The organism is Exiguobacterium sp. s34 (assembly GCF_018617435.1).
GTDB classification, from domain to species: Bacteria; Bacillota; Bacilli; order Exiguobacteriales; family Exiguobacteriaceae; genus Exiguobacterium; species Exiguobacterium aestuarii.
The window spans coordinates 193,473-212,723 of record NZ_JACSKE010000005.1 but is presented as its reverse complement, the minus strand read 5'-3'; the positions used below and the strand labels follow the sequence as shown (position 1 = coordinate 212,723).

At 47.5% G+C, this 19,251-nt stretch carries 19 protein-coding genes, 1 pseudogene and 1 riboswitch; of the genes and pseudogenes, 13 read left to right on the top strand and 7 right to left on the bottom strand.

Annotated elements, in window-relative coordinates:
* Window positions 1–154: 154 nt before the first annotated feature.
* Together KNO87_RS12165 and KNO87_RS12160 are read left to right on the top strand one after the other, a co-directional pair.
* Entirely contained in the window at window positions 155–598 is a 444-nt protein-coding gene (locus KNO87_RS12165) for a DUF86 domain-containing protein (protein ID WP_214795546.1), read from the top strand.
* 4 nt (window positions 599–602) lie between these two features.
* On the top strand, window positions 603–1,382 hold the full coding sequence (locus tag KNO87_RS12160; protein ID WP_214795548.1) for a TIGR01457 family HAD-type hydrolase: 780 nt from the start codon (window positions 603–605) through the stop codon (window positions 1,380–1,382).
* Window positions 1,383–1,401: 19 nt separating this feature from the next.
* On the opposite strand, the gene KNO87_RS12155 is transcribed toward KNO87_RS12160, so the two are convergent.
* A complete protein-coding gene (locus tag KNO87_RS12155; protein ID WP_012726833.1) occupies window positions 1,402–1,629 on the bottom strand; it encodes a NifU family protein in 228 nt (75 codons plus the stop codon).
* 129 nt (window positions 1,630–1,758) lie between these two features.
* Between KNO87_RS12155 and KNO87_RS12150 the strand changes: the two genes are divergently transcribed.
* Both KNO87_RS12150 and KNO87_RS12145 read left to right on the top strand, forming a co-directional pair.
* Window positions 1,759–2,046 (top strand): YuzD family protein, encoded by a 288-nt coding sequence (locus KNO87_RS12150; protein ID WP_251126817.1) that lies wholly within the window; start codon window positions 1,759–1,761, stop codon window positions 2,044–2,046.
* 174 nt (window positions 2,047–2,220) lie between these two features.
* Complete coding sequence (locus tag KNO87_RS12145) at window positions 2,221–3,507, top strand: globin-coupled sensor protein (RefSeq protein WP_214795550.1); 1,287 nt, start codon at window positions 2,221–2,223, stop codon at window positions 3,505–3,507.
* A gap of 95 nt (window positions 3,508–3,602) precedes the next feature.
* Here the strand turns inward: KNO87_RS12145 and KNO87_RS12140 are convergent, their stop codons facing one another.
* The gene (locus KNO87_RS12140) at window positions 3,603–5,033 is read right to left on the bottom strand and encodes a S8 family serine peptidase (RefSeq protein WP_214795552.1); all 1,431 of its coding nucleotides are present in this window, start codon (window positions 5,031–5,033) and stop codon (window positions 3,603–3,605) included.
* Window positions 5,034–5,275: 242 nt separating this feature from the next.
* Window positions 5,276–6,331 (bottom strand): NAD(P)/FAD-dependent oxidoreductase, encoded by a 1,056-nt coding sequence (locus tag KNO87_RS12135; RefSeq protein WP_214746262.1) that lies wholly within the window; start codon window positions 6,329–6,331, stop codon window positions 5,276–5,278.
* A 98-nt stretch (window positions 6,332–6,429) separates the two neighbouring features.
* Here KNO87_RS12135 and KNO87_RS12130 point away from each other — a divergent pair, with 98 nt between their 5' ends.
* Window positions 6,430–6,666: a YuzB family protein gene (locus KNO87_RS12130; RefSeq protein WP_074033523.1), complete on the top strand. Its 237-nt coding sequence runs from the start codon at window positions 6,430–6,432 to the stop codon at window positions 6,664–6,666.
* A gap of 202 nt (window positions 6,667–6,868) precedes the next feature.
* On the top strand, window positions 6,869–8,080 hold the full coding sequence (locus tag KNO87_RS12125) for a NupC/NupG family nucleoside CNT transporter (protein ID WP_214795554.1): 1,212 nt from the start codon (window positions 6,869–6,871) through the stop codon (window positions 8,078–8,080).
* A gap of 52 nt (window positions 8,081–8,132) precedes the next feature.
* On the opposite strand, the gene KNO87_RS12120 is transcribed toward KNO87_RS12125, so the two are convergent.
* Together KNO87_RS12120 and KNO87_RS12115 are read right to left on the bottom strand one after the other, a co-directional pair.
* Window positions 8,133–8,693, bottom strand: a complete 561-nt coding sequence (locus KNO87_RS12120) for a nucleotidyltransferase family protein (RefSeq protein WP_214795556.1) — start codon at window positions 8,691–8,693, stop codon at window positions 8,133–8,135.
* A gap of 71 nt (window positions 8,694–8,764) precedes the next feature.
* Complete coding sequence (locus KNO87_RS12115; protein ID WP_214693438.1) at window positions 8,765–9,352, bottom strand: ECF transporter S component; 588 nt, start codon at window positions 9,350–9,352, stop codon at window positions 8,765–8,767.
* A 163-nt stretch (window positions 9,353–9,515) separates the two neighbouring features.
* Window positions 9,516–9,658: riboswitch (FMN riboswitch) on the bottom strand.
* Window positions 9,659–9,756: 98 nt separating this feature from the next.
* On the opposite strand from KNO87_RS12115, the gene KNO87_RS12110 reads away from it, so the two are divergent.
* Window positions 9,757–10,113 (top strand): HesB/IscA family protein, encoded by a 357-nt coding sequence (locus KNO87_RS12110; RefSeq protein ID WP_214787161.1) that lies wholly within the window; start codon window positions 9,757–9,759, stop codon window positions 10,111–10,113.
* A gap of 35 nt (window positions 10,114–10,148) precedes the next feature.
* On the opposite strand, the gene KNO87_RS12105 is transcribed toward KNO87_RS12110, so the two are convergent.
* A complete protein-coding gene (locus tag KNO87_RS12105) occupies window positions 10,149–10,388 on the bottom strand; it encodes a hypothetical protein (protein WP_047795133.1) in 240 nt (79 codons plus the stop codon).
* 128 nt (window positions 10,389–10,516) lie between these two features.
* On the opposite strand from KNO87_RS12105, the gene KNO87_RS12100 reads away from it, so the two are divergent.
* A complete protein-coding gene (locus KNO87_RS12100) occupies window positions 10,517–11,371 on the top strand; it encodes an NAD-dependent epimerase/dehydratase family protein (RefSeq protein WP_214787163.1) in 855 nt (284 codons plus the stop codon).
* Window positions 11,372–11,410: 39 nt separating this feature from the next.
* Here KNO87_RS12100 and KNO87_RS12095 read toward each other — a convergent pair whose 3' ends face one another.
* Complete coding sequence (locus tag KNO87_RS12095) at window positions 11,411–12,388, bottom strand: NAD(P)/FAD-dependent oxidoreductase (protein WP_214787165.1); 978 nt, start codon at window positions 12,386–12,388, stop codon at window positions 11,411–11,413.
* A 263-nt stretch (window positions 12,389–12,651) separates the two neighbouring features.
* On the opposite strand from KNO87_RS12095, the gene KNO87_RS12090 reads away from it, so the two are divergent.
* From KNO87_RS12090 to ptsG (KNO87_RS12070), 5 genes and pseudogenes are all read left to right on the top strand, one after another.
* Complete coding sequence (locus KNO87_RS12090; RefSeq protein WP_074033515.1) at window positions 12,652–13,863, top strand: NAD(P)/FAD-dependent oxidoreductase; 1,212 nt, start codon at window positions 12,652–12,654, stop codon at window positions 13,861–13,863.
* Between the two features lie 127 nt (window positions 13,864–13,990).
* Window positions 13,991–14,308 carry a YuiB family protein gene (locus KNO87_RS12085; RefSeq protein WP_012726819.1) on the top strand — a complete coding sequence of 106 codons (318 nt, stop codon included), beginning with the start codon at window positions 13,991–13,993 and terminating at the stop codon, window positions 14,306–14,308.
* Between the two features lie 103 nt (window positions 14,309–14,411).
* The gene (gene glcT, locus KNO87_RS12080; protein WP_214693426.1) at window positions 14,412–15,257 is read left to right on the top strand and encodes a glucose PTS transporter transcription antiterminator GlcT; all 846 of its coding nucleotides are present in this window, start codon (window positions 14,412–14,414) and stop codon (window positions 15,255–15,257) included.
* Window positions 15,258–15,477: 220 nt separating this feature from the next.
* Window positions 15,478–16,977: pseudogene (ptsG, locus tag KNO87_RS12075) on the top strand (glucose-specific PTS transporter subunit IIBC); the annotation flags it as partial.
* A 133-nt stretch (window positions 16,978–17,110) separates the two neighbouring features.
* Window positions 17,111–19,150, top strand: coding sequence for a glucose-specific PTS transporter subunit IIBC (gene ptsG, locus KNO87_RS12070; protein WP_196430953.1), 2,040 nt, complete (start codon window positions 17,111–17,113; stop codon window positions 19,148–19,150).
* Window positions 19,151–19,251 lie beyond the last annotated feature (101 nt).

Sequence of the window (19,251 nt, the reverse complement as noted above, 5' to 3'; positions counted from 1 at the left end):
TTGTACCCTCCACGTTATCTCTATTCAATGTGTTATACTTTTTACGGCTTAAATCCGTTGATTAGTGTATCACAATCTTATAAATGATGTAAATAGGACAGATTCTTTTCTCCTGACCGAAAAAGCATTAGTATTAACAGCAGGGGGGATTATCATGTATTTTGTGAATAGAGAGAAGATTAATCAGACACTGGAACAGATGGAGACGATGTTAGCGCATACCGATCAATTGACCGGGGATGCGTTCACGGTAGATCTTGCGAAACAGCGAATGGCCGTCCTTCTTATGGAAGGGGTCATCGATGTTGGGAACTCGATGATTGACGGGTTCATCATGCGAGACCCTGGAAGTTATGAAGACATTGTCGACATCTTACTCGATGAGCGCGTGCTCGATGAGACGACGGCGAAAGCGACAAAAGCACTCGTCGGATTACGTGCCTACTACGTTCGTGAGTTTGTGCACGCCGATGCATCAAAGTTTGACGAATGGGTGAAGACGTCGAAACAAGACTTCACGGCATTCTCCACACAAGTTCATCGCTACTTAGAAGTCGAACTTGGACCAGTGTCCGCATTCTTACCAGAAAGCGAGTGATTGGATGGAACCGATTAAAGGATATTTGTTTGATTTAGACGGTACGATGTATGCCGGTACGGAACCCGTACAGGCAGCTGTCGATTTCGTCAACGAACTAGAAGCGACAGGCGTCCCATATTTGTTCGTCACAAACAACGCATCGATGACGCAACAACAGATTGCTGACAAGTTGATTGAGATGGGGGCGAACGTGAAAGCGGAGAACGTTTTGACGAGCGCGATGGCAACGGCTTTTTATATTGAAAAGATGTCTCCGGGGGCAACTGTCTATATGATTGGGGAAGATGGACTTCGTCTTGCGTTAGAATCTCGTGGTTTTCATGTCACGGACGAACCGAAAGCGGACTATGTGGTCATCGGCCTTGACCGACACATCACATATGAGAAGTTGGCACGTGGCGCAATCGCCATCCGTTCGGGAGCTCGATTCATCTCGACAAATGGGGATATCGCGATTCCGACTGAACGTGGATTTCTACCGGGGAACGGGTCGCTCACGTCTGTATTGACCGTGACGACGGAGAAGGATCCTTTCTTCATCGGAAAACCGGAACCGGTCATGATCGACATCGCACTCGACATGATTGGACTAAATAAAGAGGATGTCGTCATGGTCGGGGATAACTACCATACGGATATTTTGTTTGGGATCAATGGTGGCATTCGTACGCTCCATGTCAACTCAGGTGTGCATGGACCGGCGTTTATCCAAGAACAAGAAAAACTCCCAACCTATATGGTCGAGAGTTTAGATGAATGGAAGCACGAAAAAAAGGGATGACGAATGTCTCCCTTTTTGCTTAGAATACTTGTTCTACTTCGACGATGCCTGGTACTTCTTCGATGAGCGCACGCTCAATACCGGCTTTTAACGTGATTGTTGAAGACGGGCAGCTGCCGCAAGCACCCATCAAACGGAGCTTGACGATGCCTTCTTCGACATCAACGAGTTCGACGTCTCCGCCGTCACGAAGCAAGAACGGACGCAATTTATCGAGCACTTCTTGGACTTGATCAAACATTTCCATGGTATCTACCCCTTTCTCGTTCTACTTTATTCTAGCAAGTTTGAGAGTGTTTCTCAATCATTTACACTGAGCGTTTCATCATCGGGAAATCGAAGAATTTTTGTATAATAGATTTGAGGGGGAATAAAGTTGAAAATTACGGTATATGGGGCAGAAGTTCAATGTGCAAGTTGTGTCGGTGCACCGAGTTCTACCGAAACGTATGAGTGGTTGCAAAGTGCGCTCGGACGGAAGTATCCGGAGCAATCCTTTTCGTTCGAATACATCGATTTCGAACAGAGCGAAGATGAGTTCGCCCAGGCGCTCAAAGAAGACGAATGGTTTTATCCGCTCGTCTTGCTCGACGGGGAAGTGATTGACGAGGGCGTGGTTCAGTTGCGGAAAGTATACGCGGCGATTGAGGCGAAGCAAGTATAAAACAATGAAGACAACAGGCGGACCGTGCGAGCGCAAGGTTCGTTTTTTTGTTTACCTATTCTTTTGAAAACAATTTTACAACTTTTGTCTATCGGGATAAACTGAACATAACTTGCATAATTTTTATAATATTTTGAAAATTTTACGAATCTATTCATTGAGGAGGACTGTTCAATGTTTGCTCGAAAACGGAATACACCGATCCATTTAGACATCTCATCACAAATGGAGCACCTGTTGATCGCTTTACCGGATGAGTTAGAACGTCAACGTCAGTTGATTCGCCTCGAACGTGAAGATCTCGTATATTTACGTGCGTATCAACATGAACTACGTCAATTGACGCCGCGTTTAGTGGATGTATTTTACGAGGAGCTCGAAAAAATTGATGAGATGAAAGAGTTGATTCGGCAACATTCGTCCTCGGACAAACTGAAACTCACCCTCTCGAATCACATCATGGAGATGTTTGAAGGGAAATTGAATGAGTCGTATATTAACAGACGTCTTGCCATCGCCAAACGTCACTACTTGATCGGTCTAAAGGGGAAGTGGTATATGGCTGCGTTTCAAAAAATATTTGAGACGCTCGTCTTATCCATCCAAGATGAACAACTTGATGCGGAATCAAAAATGAAGTTGATGATGGCCGTCTCTAAAATCTTTAATTTCGAGCAACAGATCGTGCTCGAAATGTTTGATGATGAGGCCGAGGTCGTTCGTGACCAGATGCAACTCGTAAAAGACGAGATTGGTCAGACAATCCAACAGGCAAGTGAAGACTTAGCGGCGCTCTCTCAAGAAGTCATGGCCAGCTTTCAATCGATGAACGAGCGGGCAGATGATATGAAGCATTCGAGTTCACTCACCCAGACAAAGCTGAGGACGGTACTTCATTCTTCGGTAAGTGGAAAAGACGCCATCTTGTCCGAGACGGGCCGCCTCGAAGAGATTACGCGTGACCTTTCGGATTCCGCTCAAGAAATCAAAGCACTTGAAAAGTTGATGAATGAAATTATGACGATTGCGGACTCAGTGAAACAAATCGCCAATCAGACGAACTTGCTCAGTTTGAATGCTGCCATCGAAGCTGCACGAGCGGGGGAGCAAGGGAAAGGATTCCACGTCGTCGCTTCCGAGGTACGGACGCTTGCGAGTCAGTCCAAACAAGCAGCGGAAGAAGTCGAGGACTTGGTGAAGCGACTCACGAATCAAATGGAAGAGACGTCGACCCGTGTCCTCTCAACCGAGCAAGAGATGAAGCAGACGATGGGGCGAATCAATCAAGTGACGGACGCCTTCCTGCAAATCTCGGGGGACTCTGAACATGCGGACGGACAGATGGGGAGCCTCGCCGGGGATATCGATGAGATTGTCGAGTCGATTGCCGAACTTAAGCGGGCGACGACGCAGATAGCGACGTCTTCGACACAGCTGATGGATACGGCGCAACGTTTATAGAAGTATGGAATCAACGTAAAAAACGAACCGAGTCGCTTCGAACGACTTGATTCGTTTTATAGAAAAGGTCGAGCGATTCGCTCGACCTTTTTCGGTTAGAGAAGTTGGAACGAAGATGTCGCCGAACCCGCTGTGTAACCAGTTAGTGTCGCGTCTGACTTCACTTGATACGAACCGCGTTGTGACCAAGAATTTGTAGAGAGCGTGAATGTGATCGCACCGGAAGCATTCGTCTTCCCTGTGCCGACGAGTGTCGCACCGTTCGGTTGTGTGACCGTCACACGGACATCAGCGTTTGCGACTGCTTGTCCATTCGAATTGCGCACCGTCGAAGAGATTGAGACGACTTCACCCGCGTAGTAGTATGACTTCGACGTCGATACCGTCGTCGTAAGTGCTTGTACCGGTTGTGTCGTACCACCAGAAGTAGGGGCTTGGACGAGTCCATTTCCGAACCAAGTGTCACGACCTGCCGTACCGAGGTCAATCGAATCTTGCGATAATTTCGTACGGAGTTGCGTGCTCGATAACGTCGGGAAGGCTTGCTTCATGAGCGCAAGGTTACCTGCGACGTAAGGTGTCGCCATCGATGTCCCACTCATTTGACCGTAGCCGCCATTAGAGAGTGTTGAATTGATGCTGACTCCAGGAGCCGCGACTTCGACTGTGCTACCTGTTGCTGAGAATGAGGCGCGGTTGTTATTGATATCTGTCGCAGCGACGGCGATTGCCGAGTTGTAACGAGCCGGGTAGTTGACGAGGTCGCCTGATCCATCGGTACGTCCATTGTTACCGGCTGCTGCAACGACGAGAATCCCTGCGTTATTCGCACGATCCACCACTTGTTGGAGTGTCGTCGAAGGACTTGTCGTTCCAAGGCTCAAGTTGATGATGTCCATGTCGTTCGTAATCGACCAGTCAATCCCGGCAATAATACTCGATAGACTACCACTTCCGTTTGCCTCGAGTGCTTTGACGGCATAAATACTTGCCTCGTGTGCGATTCCGACGGTCCCGATACTGTTGTTACGGGCTCCAATAATCCCAGCGACGTGCGTCCCGTGACCGTTGTCATCGGCATAAGAACTCGTCACCGTACTAAATGAGGCACCACCGGCAATCGTTAAGTCCGGGTGAGCGGAGATCCCGGTATCGACGACGGATACTTTGACACCTTTACCAGTGAATCCGCTCTGCCAAGCGGAAGGAGCTTGTAATTTAGGAATTCCCCAATCTTGGCTTTGGTTCTCGATATGTACCGTTTGATCCACTTCCACGTGTGCGACATGCGGGTTATTCTTCAGTCCGTTCAGGGCAGACTTCGGAACTTCGAGTGCCGCTGCTGGAATATTCGAATACTGTTGACGAACTTCCATGCCTTCAATCGAGAGCGGGATTTTCTTTGCCGATTCTTTGAAGACGACGAGGACGCGTTCTTTCTCTTTGTTCGGGGCAGCTTCTGCGCCTCCAGGTACGGTTGATAAGACGAGCAATGATGCGAGGACGGTGCTACAGATTTTTTTCAACTTGTTTCCTCCTTTAGGGTAGTAGGCAAGATGACAGGATGTCGGGCTGCCGTGTTCATAGAGTAACAAGTTTTTCCAACGTATAGAATATGTCGTAGGCATTAAAAATCTGAATATTTAGATAAGGATAGAGGGGATTAAGATACAAGACTTTTGACTCAATAAGACGGTGGTTGAATGAATAATCGATGATCGGATTTATAAAAAAAGCGAATCGACCAGTCAGGTCAATTCGCAATCGGTTATTTGATGACTTTATGTTTCCAAAGAATACCGGATTTCAATAGGCGAGCGACTTTTCCGGTGAGCGATTGTTTCCCCATAAACACCCCAAAGCCTGCTTTCTTCCCGAGGGAACCGAGCGTCCCTTTCAATTTGATGTCAGGTAACTCTGGATAGGCGAGCCCCTTCCACTTACAGAGGAGCACTTGAACGATTTGTTCTGCCTGAGCTTCGGCGAGTTGTCCAGACGGTGCGTACGGCAAGCTAGCGTTGTCTCCAACGACGAACACGTCCGGTAAGCCTGGTACGAAATGATGTTCCGTCAGTTTGACACGTCCGCCTCCATCGAGCTCCCATCCTTGGTTGCGTACGACAGCGACCGGTTGAATCCCAGCTGTCCATACGGTCAAGTCAGAAGGGAACAAATCTTCATGGTTCCATAAACCATCGGCATCGACGCGCGTAATGTTGGCGTTGTTAATGACTTCGACCCCATGCTCTTCGAACCAAGATTGGACATACATCGAGACACGATTGGATAAGAACGATAGCACGGAAGGTCCACGGTCAAACAAGCGAACCGTCAAATCAGGACGACTCTCGCGTAGTTCGCTTGCGAGTTCGACACCGGATAATCCTGCTCCAACGACTGAAACGACCGAGCCAGGTCGTAACCCGTTGATCGCTTGCTGTGTTTTACGCGATTCTTCAAGTGTTTGAATGCTGTACGTGAATTCCGCTGCCCCTTGGACGTTATGATACTTGTCCTCACAGCCTAATCCGATGACGAGGTCATCATACGGTACCTTTTCTCCACTCGCGAGAAGAACCATCTTGTCTTCGGTATCGATATCCGTGACTTGTCCGTATATGTAGTCAATTTCTTCCGGAAAGTCGATGCGAATATCGCGGTCCGAGACCGTTCCTGCAGCGAGCGCATAATACTCTGTTTTTAATCCATGATAAGGTAAGCGATCGACGAGCGTGACCGAGACGTCCTTCAACTGGTGCCCAAGAACTCTTTCGATGACACGCATTCCCCCATAACCGCCCCCTAAGACGACTAATTTGCGCATAATAATCCCCCTTTGTTACTCTTCAACTGTATCATGTTATAATCTGCCGTAGAAGAACCATTTTCCGATAATTCACGTAAAGAAAGACGGTGACATATATGATGAATCCAATCATCGAATTTTGTGCCTCGAATTTAGCGATGGGCTCACAGGTTGCCCGAGCAAAATTGGAGTCCGACCCGGACCTCGATGTAGTCGAATACGGCTGTACGGGCTACTGTGGCGTCTGTTCCCTCGATTTGTTCTGCCTTGTCGATGGGGAAGTTGTGACCGGTGAAACACCGGATGAATTAGTGACGAAGGTGTATGAAAAAATAGAAGAGATGGCATGGTAAAAAGTTTGGGGGATGACCTCAAACTTTTTTATTTCACCCGTTGCATTTTAAAAAGAGGGATGTTATATTCTAAGAGGTTCGAATGTAGGTTGTCTGACGTTTAACAACGAGAAAAAGAAAGCGTTTCAAACGGTAGGGCACATCTCTTTTCGGGTATGACACATATAATAGCTTTGTTTAATATGAAAGGAGCACAACATCAATGAAAATCATGAGTGTGGTTGGTATTTTGGCACTAATTGCAATCGCTTACATCTTCTCTACCAACCGTAAAGCCATCAAATGGCGCACGGTCTTGGCAGCGTTCGCTGTTCAATTCGCGTTTGCTTTCCTCGTGTTGTATACGTCTTGGGGACGTTCGGCACTTGAATGGATCTCGAGCGGGGTTCAAGCCATCTTGAACACGGCGGGTGACGGGATTGCGTTCGTATTCGGAACAGCAGTCGGCGGCGACAACTTCGTCTTCGCATTCCAAGTTCTTCCGATTATCGTTTTCATGTCATCATTAATCGCGTTACTTTACTATCTTGGCGTCATGCAGTGGGTCATCCGTATCCTCGGTACGGCACTTGCAAAAGCATTAGGAACGTCACGTAAAGAGTCACTTTCAGCAACAGCAAACATCTTCGTTGGTCAAACGGAAGCACCGCTTGTCATCAAGCCTTACCTTCCTACGATGACACAATCTGAGCTCTTCGCAGTCATGGTCGGTGGTCTCGCATCGGTTGCCGGTTCTGTACTTGCTGGATACGCAGCACTTGGTGTACCGCTCGAATACTTGCTCGCAGCAAGCTTCATGGCAGCACCAGCGGGTCTCTTATTTGCTAAAATCATCGTGCCAGAAACAGAAGAGTACGATGATGACATCGAGATTGCAGAGGAAGAAGAAGACAGAGCGGCGAACTTCGTCGATGCAGCGGCACGTGGTGCTTCTGACGGTCTCTTCCTTGCCTTGAACGTCGGTGCAATGCTTCTCGCATTCGTTTCATTGATTGCGCTCGTTAACTTGATCCTCGGTTCAGTCGGCGGACTCTTCGGATTCGATAGCTTGTCACTCGAATTGATTCTTGGTTATGTGTTCGCACCACTCGCGTTTGTCATTGGTGTGCCGTGGGCAGATGCTGTACAATTCGGTAGCTTCCTCGGTCAAAAACTAGTTTTGAACGAATTCGTTGCATTCTCTGAGTTCGCACCAATCATCGGTTCTGGTGATTTGTCAGCTCGTACAGAAGCAATGATCGCATTTGCACTTTGTGGTTTCGCAAACATCTCGTCACTCGCGATCCTTCTCGGTGGTCTTGGTGGTATGGCGCCAAACCGTCGTGGTGACATCGCACGTATGGGTGTTCTCGCGATTCTCGCAGGTACGCTTGCAAACTTGATGTCAGCTACATTGGCTGGACTTCTTCTCTAATCGATATAAGAAAACGCGATCACTTCGGTGGTCGCGTTTTTTAACGTAGGAATTATGTATACAATTTGACGTTCGGCCATTGAGCTGGCCAATTTTTTTGAGCCATTCGTTTCAAGTAGATTGGATGTTTTGAGGTGCTTGTTTCAAAATACGGTGTAGGTCTAACTTGTAGTGTGAGAAGGTCTTGAACGCCATAGGGTGCTGAGAGAATGAGCTCACCGTCTAAATTGAGACGTACCCCGATTGCTGTCACAGTTTCGGGGAAATGGGCTAGCGCATCGATTGATGAGGTATACGGAGGCAGATGGTTCACATGATGCATTCTTGCTTGGTTTTTGACAGACCAAGGCATGTCTGGATCTCGTTGATACAACGTCTGCTCTAACTCTTTCTCGATTGCTTCTTCTGGCTGGGTAGGGTCGAAATAAATCACATCCACATCGTCTGTTTGTGTCGGAGTATCGTATCCGTGGAGATGATCCCATATTTTTGCGCGGATATAGCCCGCGCAAATCCACCAGTCTGGTAGATGAAGAGTAGCGACGGTGCGAAGGTGCTTCATGAGTTCTGCATCTTGCTGTAAGAAATGGATCAAGTCCTGTTCATGTTTCATCAATCAAACTCCTTCTGATCAATAGGATTTAGAAAAAGCACCTAGGCAATGCCTAGATGCTTGTATATCGATTACGCTTGAAGCTGTACACGTTGACGTTCGATCCACGGCTTCAATTTCAAGAAGAGTGGAACGAAGAGTGCGCTGATCAAGATCGCTTTAATCAAGTTGAACGGTAAAATCCCGTAAAGGACGAGGTCCGTCTTCACGGCCGGATCGGCCATGTCTGCCATTCCGAAGAAGAAAGCATAGGCTGGCAAGATGACGAGATAGTTTAAGATGGCGAGGCTGAGTGCCATTGTGATTGTACCGGCGAGTAGTCCAGAAGCGAGTGCTTTGTTCGTCTTCCGTTTGTGATAGAACCATGCGACCGGGTACATGAATGCGACACCTGCGAAGAAGTTTGCGACTTCTCCGACCGGGACACCGCCACCGTTAAAGACATAATACAAGACGTTTTTCAATCCGACGACCACGACACCTGCGAGTGGTGAAAAGACGATCCCGGCAATGAGTGCAGGAATGTCACTAAAGTCCACTTTGAGGAATGGCGGTAAAAATGGGAGCGGGAAGTTGAATAGCATGAGTACGAACGAAATCGTCCCGAGCATCGCCAAAGTCACCATTGTTGTCAGTCGTTTGTTGCGCGTAGTTTTCATCAGAATCTCTCCTTTAGGTCGCTCCTCGATGAATGGCACCCGTCGCATATAAAAACCCGATTGCAATGAAGACAATCGGGAGAGTTTACGCGCATACGAAATAGATGTTTTCCGAGGTGGAAGAGTCCACGTCAAAGAAAACATCCGGATATCGGTCGGATGCCGCCATCTTCTCCCATCCAGACTATACTGTCGGCTTTCGAATCTCACGAAATCAGCAAGCAACGCCTTGCTCGCTCACGGGCTGAGAAGAATAAATTCTTCAATACCGCCGGTCGGGAATTTCACCCTGCCCCGAAGATGGAACGATTTAATTTTTTTTGTTACAGTTTAGTTATACAAGATAATGCACAAAACTACAAGTCAATTGACTTGAAATGAAGATAAAATGAGGAGGAGTTCAGATGATTCATTTGACAGAATCAGCAGCACTTCAAGTACAAGAGATGATGAAACAGACCGAACGCCCGGATGCACAATATTTGCGAGTAAAGGTCCAAGGTGGCGGATGTACAGGACTTTCATATGGAATGGGCTTTGATGAGGAGAAAACGGACAAAGATGTTCAATTTGATCATCATGGTGTCCGCGTCATCGTCGCTGAAGTGGATCATGGTGTCGTCGATGGACTTGAGATCGACTATAAGCAGTCGATGCTCGGCGGAGGCTTTACGATTAAAAACCCGAATGCGATCGCCACGTGTGGATGCGGCTCAAGTTTCCGTACGGCAACGAACGCCGGTACACCAGGAGAATGTTAAAGAATAAAGAACCGATCGCACTCGCGATCGGTTCTTTATTCTTCTTCTGTCAAAATCAAACGAATCACTTTAGCGGTGACATCGAGTTCGATATGGTGCTGCCAAGGTCGAAAGCCCGTGATTGTACACGTGTCATTCGTGATTCGGAATGAGCAAACGCTCTCCTCTTCTTGGTCGAGGACGGAATAACGACTGAAGTCTGATAAGCTCTGATAAATCGCATACTGTGGCGGCAATTCGTAAGTCCATCCTTTTTCTAGCATGATTTGATGCATATTCAGGTCCCCCTAACGAGTCTTTACTTATAACAATAGCAAGAAAACGTGTGAAAGTGGTAGATTAGTCTGTTTCTTTGAAGGGAAAATGAGTAGGGACGTCATTACAAAATGGAGGATTGAGGGTCATGAGAAAAGTATTGATATTCGGAGGGTCACGCTATTTCGGGAAACGACTTGCCTTGCGACTCGCGGAGGCGGGGGACGATGTGACGATTGTGACGAGAGGGCAACTGCAAGTGCCAGAAGCCGAAGGGATACGTTCGATCAAAGGAGATCGGCAATCGGTCGCAACGATGAAAGACTTGGCACGCGAACGGTACGACCTCGTCTACGACAATATTTGTTTTACGCCGTATCAGGCAAAGATTGCGTCGGACGCGTTCATGGACAAAGTGGGGAAATATGTATTGACGTCTACGATGTCGGTGTATGCTCCGGGTCCTGACTTAAAAGAGAGTGACTTCAATCCGCTCCATTATGAATATCATCTAGAAGCCGAGCATGATTACGGACAAGGAAAGCGAGAGGCCGAATCGTTCTTCTTCCACCGGGCCTCGTTCCCGGTCGCGACCGTTCGCCTGCCGATTGTCTTAGGGCCGGACGATTATACAGATCGACTCAAATTTTATGTGGATGCGATTCGTAACGAGGAACCGGTTGTCTTGCATCATCCGGAAGCGAAGATGGGCTTCATTTCGAGTGCGGAAGCAGCGGCATTTTTAGAATGGGTAGGACGCGCGAACGTGACGGGTCCATTCAACGCGGCAAGTGACGGTCTGATCTCCATGGGTGCTCTGATGGAACGGATCGGTCATCACGTCGGAAAACCGGTCCATATTATAAAAGACGGGGAGTCGTCCCCATATGATTCGGATGTCGACTATTACATGTCAATCGCTGAAGCGAAAAAAGCGGGCTACGTCTTCACGCAGTTGGATGACTGGATTGACCGGGTCATCATTCAGACGATGCGGAAATAAAAAAATCCTCTGTGGATACGGTCCACAGAGGATTGATGATTATTTCCCGGCAAATACAGATGTCGAGTGTTGTGGGTGACGAGCAGTCGGGTCCACAAGTTGTTTTACTTGGTTGATAGCGATTGGGGCTTCACCGAAACCTGTTGCGATCAACTTCACTTTTCCTTCGTATGTGGCGATATCACCACAAGCGAAGATGCCAGCGACTGTCGTTTCCATACGTGAGTCGACACGGATTGTGTTCTTCTCGAATTCCATTCCCCAGTTCTTGATTGGACCAAGAGATGAAACGAATCCGTAGTTACAAATCAAATCATCAATTTCAACGATTTTCGACTCACCGTCTTTATCTGTCAGTTCGACAGATTCGATGTGTGTCTCACCTGAAAGTGACTCGATGTTGTATGGGGTAAGGACGTTAATCGTCGATGCTCTCATCTGCTCGACCGTATGTTCGTGAGCACGGAAGCGGTCGCGACGGTGGACGATGTGTACTTCTTTCGCAATCCCTTCAAGCATGAGCGCCCAGTCGACGGCTGAATCTCCGCCACCTGCAATCATGACACGGCGATCACGGAATTTCTCCATGTTGTCGACGAAGTAATGAAGGTTTGCGTAATCTTCACAGCCGTCAAGACCGAGTGGACGAGCCGAGAAGGCACCGTTTCCTGCAGTGATGATGATGGCTTTCGTATGATATTCTTCTTTATTTGTCGTCAAAACAAATGTGCCGTCCTCAAGACGTTCCACTGTTTCAACCGTTTCGCCGAGGCGGTAGTCTTGCTCGAATTGATCAGCTTGCGCTTTCAATTGATCGATCAAGTCCTGTGCTTTCACTTTCGGGAAACCAGCGATATCATAAATATATTTTTCAGGATAGAGCGTTGACAACTGACCGCCGAGTTGCGGTAAGCTTTCAATCAACGTCGTATCGAGTTGGCGCATGCCTGCGTAAAATGCGGTGAACAGTCCGACCGGGCCGCCACCGATGATGATTACATCTTTCGTCGTCTTCATCGAATTCCTCCTCAAAGCGTATACATCTATTATAGAGAGTTTATTGAATTAAATCCATTCAGTACAAACATGCAACACTTTCAAAAAAAATTCAAGAAGATAAGCTTTTCCATTGAGAATTCAATTTAAAGAGCGTACAATAAAGCAGAAGCAATTGTGAACAGATGTTGAACAAGAATGGGCTTTATTGTGAACATCTATGTGAAGAAACACACAACATAGTTGTTCAAAAAAACAAAACTTTAAACAAGGTGGAAATGAACATGAAACGACCTAACATTGTTATTCTTGGCGCGGGCTTTGGCGGACTTATTACAGCTGTCAACCTTCAAAAGACACTCGCTGCAGGTGATGCGAACATCACGCTCATCAACAAGCATGATTATCACTACCAAACGACATGGCTTCACGAACCAGCTGCTGGAACGATGAACCCAGACCAAGCACGCATTTACATTAACGACATTGTGAACCCGTCACGTGTGAAACTTGTCAAAGGGATCGTCGATCGCGTCGATACTGCTGCGAAACAAGTGACGCTCGAAGATGGTTCTGTCGTCGAATACGACTACGTTGTCATCGGTCTCGGTGGTGTTCCTGAAACATTCGGTATCCCAGGCTTGAAAGAAAACGCGATGACAATCAGCTCGTTGAACAGTGTTCGTAAAATCAAAGAGCACATCGAGTACTCATTCGCTCAATATAAAACAAACGGTTCTTCTGACAACTCGTTCGTCACGATCGTTGTCGGTGGTGCTGGATTCACAGGAATCGAATTCCTCGGTGAAATCGTCAACCGAATCCCTGAGCTTTGCAAACAGTATGACGTTCCACGCGAAGCGGTTCGCATCGTCAACATTGAAGCAGCGCCAACAGTTCTTCCAGGATTCGATCCGGAACTCACAACATACGCACAGAAATGGTTGGAGCGTAACGGTGTCGAGATGAAACTCGGTAACGGAATCAAAGGCGTCGAACCAGGTGTCGTCACATTCGGTCCACTCCAAGGTGACACAACGGAGACAATCCGTGCCAACACAATCATTTGGACAGGTGGCGTAAGTGGTAGCCCAATCATCGAAAAATCAGGATTTGAAGCGGTTCGTAACCGTGTCATGGTGGAAGCGGACAACCGTGCACCAGGTCACGACAACGTCTTCATCATCGGTGACTGCTCAGCAGTCATGGACCCTGCATCAAACCGTCCATACCCACCGACGGCACAAATCGCGACGCAACAAGCGCACAACGTTGCGAAAAACATCGCGGCGCTTATCAACGGCAAATCGACTTCGAAGTTCACTTACGAGAGCAAAGGAACAGTCGCTTCGCTCGGTCATAACGATGGAATCGGAATCGTCATGGGTAAAAAAATCTTCGGTCGCAACGCTTCATTCATGAAGAAAGTCATCGACAACAAACACTTCATCGAATTGAAAAAATACGGACTCGTCCTCAAAAAAGGGAAGTTCTAATTCGCGATTCACGTACGGCTCGTTCTCATTCAGAACGAGCTGTTTTCTTTAGAAATTGTCATAGGAAGTTCTTTGACCACGTTGGTCGAAATTTTGTATAATGGAGAGCGGACAAGGGGGACATCACATGCATATTATCCAAGCAGTCATTGGGGCCGTCTTATATATGACGATTTTTTTCAGTATCGGCTTCATCTTGAATATGTTACTTAAAAAGACATGGACACTTGTGTTCATTTATCCAATTTTTGTCATCATGATGATTGATAATGTCAAACTTTCGAGTTACGTGACCGAGACGTCAACTGCACTCACGGGGATCTATGAAGGACTCGTCGGATTGCAACTTCTCGATTTGTTCATGCTCGGTTTCGGATTGCTCGGTGCAATCTTAGCTGGCGTGACGATTCGTTTCTTACGGAAGAGCGGTTATTCAATGTTCTAAATGGCGACAGAAATGTTCGCCATTTTTGTTTTGTCCCTACTTTTTTAGGGCATGAACCGATATACTAGATAGCGAAACGATTTTAGTAAGGGATGCGATGCGAATGACATTACCGATGTATACGATCAAAAAAGTGTTGAATAATAGCGTTGTCATTTGTCAACATGATACGGATCCGGAAGTCATTCTACTCGGGAAGGGAATTGGCTTTGGTAAAAAACCAGGCGACCTCGTCGACCCGGCCAGCGTCCCGGAGAAAGTGTATCAACTGACAGATAAAGAAGAACAGTCGCAATACCAAGAACTCGTCAAACATGTCGATGAGGATTTTATTGCGTTCATGCAAGAGATTGTCGGCTTCATCGAAACGAGTACGGGTAAGAAAGTCGATGAACATATTCACATCGGTTTGACCGACCATTTGTTCTTTACGATGAAACGAATCGAGCAAGGAATGGAAGTGACGAATCCGTTTTTACTTGAAACAGAATCGCTTTATCCAAACGAGTTTGCGCTCGCGGAACGGATTGTCGATATGTTTCATGAACGATTGAACGTACTCCTACCGGATGCGGAGACTGGATTCATCGCCCTCCACATCCACTCGGCGACGACGTTTAAGAATGTCCTTGAAGTGAATCGTCATAACCAAATCATCGGCCAAATCGTCCAGACGATTGAGAGTCGTTTGAACGTAAAAATGGACCGGACTTCACTCGATTATAAGCGCTTACTTCGGCATTTAAGGTACGCCGTTGAGCGGGTTGCGACGGGTGAGATGGTCGAGGCCCCACAAAAAATTGAAAAGGTGTTGCGCGACGAATATCCGCTATGCTATAGTACTGCTTGGGAGCTGATGGGCATCATGGAACGCGAATTAAAGCGTCCCGTCCCACGAGGTGAAGCGACATATTTGACGATGCATCTCCAGCGCCTAACAAGTAGATAAATGATACCACGTGTCTTACGTGTTACTGATTCGATCAGGCATGAGTAAGGAGTGGAACGTTATGTGATTTCTCCATTGGGAGAGGTCTACGTTCTATCCTTATTCATGCCTTTTCTGTTTTTATAAACGTGATTTATGAAAACGTTTAGATACGTCGGTTGTCTGACATCTACACCGCTATCATATTGTTTATACGTACTTAAAAAAGGAGGAAATGTTGATGTTTAAGCAGATCTTTGGTGTTCTTCAAAAAGTCGGTAAAGCACTTATGCTTCCTGTTGCAATCCTACCGGCAGCCGGTCTTCTTCTTGCATTCGGTAACGCAATGCAAAACCCACAACTTACATCACGCGCTGGTTGGTTAACAAACGAAGGCATCGTGAAATTCGCTCAATTGATGGAGCAAGCAGGTGGAATCATCTTCTCGAACTTGGCGCTCTTGTTCGCAGTCGGTGTCGCCATCGGTTTAGCCGGTGACGGGGTTGCCGGACTTGCAGCAATCGTTGGATTCTTGATCATGAACAAAGTAATGGGTGTTTGGCTCGAACTCACACCTGAAGTGTTAGCACAAGGTGACCCAGCTTACGCGAACGTACTCGGTATCCCAACACTCCAAACTGGGGTATTCGGAGGGATCATCATGGGTCTCATCGCCGCATGGGCCTATAACAAGTATTTCAATATCGAATTGCCACAATTCCTTGGTTTCTTCGCTGGTAAACGTTTCGTTCCAATCGTAACAGCAGTAGCAGCAGTATTTGCTGGTTTCGTCATGCTTTTAATTTGGCCGCCAGTACAAGATGGTTTGAACGCATTCTCTAAAATCATGTTGGAAGAGAATCGCACATTCGCAGCGTTCGTCTTCGGTTTGATCGAACGTTCATTGATTCCATTCGGTCTTCACCACATCTTCTACTCACCGTTCTGGTTTGAATTCGGTTCATACACAGATGCAGCGGGTAACGTCGTTCGTGGTGACCAAGCGATCTTCTTCGCACAAATTCGTGACGGCGCTGAGTTGACAGCAGGTACGTTCATGACTGGTAAATTCCCGTTCATGATGTTCGGTCTTCCTGCAGCAGCACTCGCAATGTACCACGAAGCACGTCCTGAGCGTAAAGCGGTTGTCGGTGGTCTCTTGGCTTCTGCTGCCCTTACATCGTTCTTGACTGGTATCACAGAACCAATCGAGTTCTCATTCTTGTTCGTTGCACCACTTCTCTTCGCAGTACACGCAGTATTCGCAGGTCTTTCATTCATGACGATGCACCTCTTGAACGTTAAGATCGGGATGACGTTCTCAGGTGGTTTGATCGACTTCTTGCTCTTTGGTGTTCTTCCAGGTCGTACGGCTTGGTGGCTCGTTATTCCAGTCGGTCTCGTGTTCGCGGTTGTTTACTACTTCGGATTCCGTTTCGTTATCCGCAAGTTCAACCTTAAAACACCAGGTCGTGAAGATGAGGTTGTTGAACAATCAACAGCTACTGGTTCGGAACTTGCACAAGATATCCTCGTTGGTCTTGGTGGCTCACAAAACATCAAGCACCTCGATGCATGTATCACACGTCTTCGTGTCGAAGTAAAAGACAAGAACCAAGTCAACAAAGATGAGTTGAAACGCCTTGGCGCATCTGGTGTCCTTGAAGTTGGTAACAACATTCAAGCAATCTTCGGACCACGTTCGGATGCATTGAAATCAGAAATCCAAGCGGTCATCGCTTCAGGTAACGAAAAGAAAGCAAACTAATGATCATTGAGACCAATCCTTCGGGGTTGGTCTTTTTCTTTGTGAAACGGTTTCATCCAAACGTTAGAGGGAAAAAGTAAGTATTCTGACAAAGGAGGGAACCATGATGTGGAAGAAAGTGTTTGGCGTTTTACAACGGGTCGGGAAAGCACTCATGCTTCCGGTTGCGATCTTACCGGCAGCCGGTCTTCTCTTGGCGTTTGGTACCGCATTCCAAAACCCGGACCTCGTTGAATTGCTCCCGTTTCTGGCGAATGACTCACTTGTCCTGATTTGGCAAGTCATGACAGATGCCGGGGACATCGTCTTCGCAAACTTAGGGTTACTGTTTGCCGTCGGGGTCGCAATCGGCCTTGCGAATGGTGATGGGGTTGCTGGTCTAGCAGCCATTGTCGGTTATTTGATCATGAACAAAGTTATTAGCACGTGGAACGGGATTACCGCGGAAATTGCTCAGGGCGACCCGCAGTATGCAACCGTTCTCGGGATTCCGACACTCCAAATGGGGGTATTCGGGGGTATTATCGCAGGTCTTGTTGCAGCATATGCGTACAACAAGTATTTCAATATCAAGTTGCCAGATTTCTTAGGATTCTTTGCCGGGAAGCGGTTCGTCCCAATTGCGACGGCCGCATTCAGTTTGATTATCGGGATTGCGCTCGCTTATATATGGCCACCGATCGGGAATGCGATCAATACGTTCTCAAGTACGGTCATTGAGGCAAACGTTGCCTTATCAGCATTTATCTTTGGATTGGTAGAACGTTCCTTGATTCCGTTCGGTCTTCACCATATTTGGTATTCTCCGTTCTGGTTCCAGTTCGGTGAATACACGAACCAAGCGGGTGATCTCGTACAAGGGGACCAGCGGATCTTCTTTGCGCAACTACGTGACGGCGTCGAGTTCACTGCTGGTACGTACATGACCGGGAAATTCCCGTTCATGATGTTCGGATTGCCAGCTGCCTGTCTCGCCATGTTCCATACGGTTCCGAAAGAACGTCGGAAAGATGTCGAAGGTCTCTATTTCTCAGCTGCCCTCACATCATTCTTGACTGGGATCACAGAACCAGTCGAATTCTCATTTGTTTTCGTAGCACCACTTCTCTTCGGAATTCACGCCGTCTTTGCTGGGCTCTCCTTCATGACGATGCATTTACTGAACGTCAAGATTGGGATGACCTTCTCGGGCGGTCTCATTGACTATCTTCTCTTCGGTGTCTTGCCGAACCGGACGGCCTGGTGGCTCGTCATTCCGGTCGGGCTCGTCTTTGCGGTCATCTATTACTTTGGATTCCGATTCGCCATTACGAAATTCGATCTGAAAATCCCTGGACGTGACGTTCAGACCGGCACGAAAGGGGACAAAGCAGGTATTGGGGACGACTTGCCATATGAAGTGCTCGTCGGACTTGGCGGACCTGAAAACATCAAACATTTGGATGCTTGTATCACGCGACTTCGTGTCACCGTAAATGACGTGAAGCAAGTTGACAAAGACCTACTGAAAACACTCGGTGCTGCCGGTGTCCTTGAGGTAGGGGATAACATTCAGGCCATCTTTGGACCGAAATCGGATACGCTCAAATCACAAATCGCGACCATCATCGAAGGTGGCGAGTATAAACCGAAAGAAAAAGTTGAGAAAGCTGTGATCACACCGGAAGCGGCTGAACAAGCCGATCATCGCTTCCTCGCTCCGATGTCAGGTGTATTGCTCTCACTCGATGATGTACCGGACCAAGTCTTCTCGGGTCGCATGATGGGAGAAGGATTTGCGATTGAACCAAGCTCAGGTCAGGTCGTTTCACCGGTGACCGGTCAAATCACGACATTCTTCCCGACGAAACACGCGATCGGTATCTTGGCTGACGATGGACGCGAACTGTTGATTCACGTCGGTCTCGATACGGTCAACCTGAAAGGGGAAGGATTCACTGCGAAAGTAGAGGAGGGCGCACGGGTCGAAGCAGGAGACGTACTTCTTGAAGTCGATCTCAGCGCAATTCGCGATAAAGTACCATCACTCATCACACCAATCATTTGGACAAACGGAGACGGAAAAGTTGTCGTCGTACCGTTTGGTGAGACAGTCGTCGCAGGTGAAGCGCTCGATTTTAGAGCCGATGACAGAGGTCCAGAATAAACATGTGTTACACGCCGCTCCAGCAATGGGGCGGTTTTTTTGTAGTTACCTCAATGTGCCTTATTCCAGAAAGTGAGAATCCCATTTATAGTGGAGGAGAA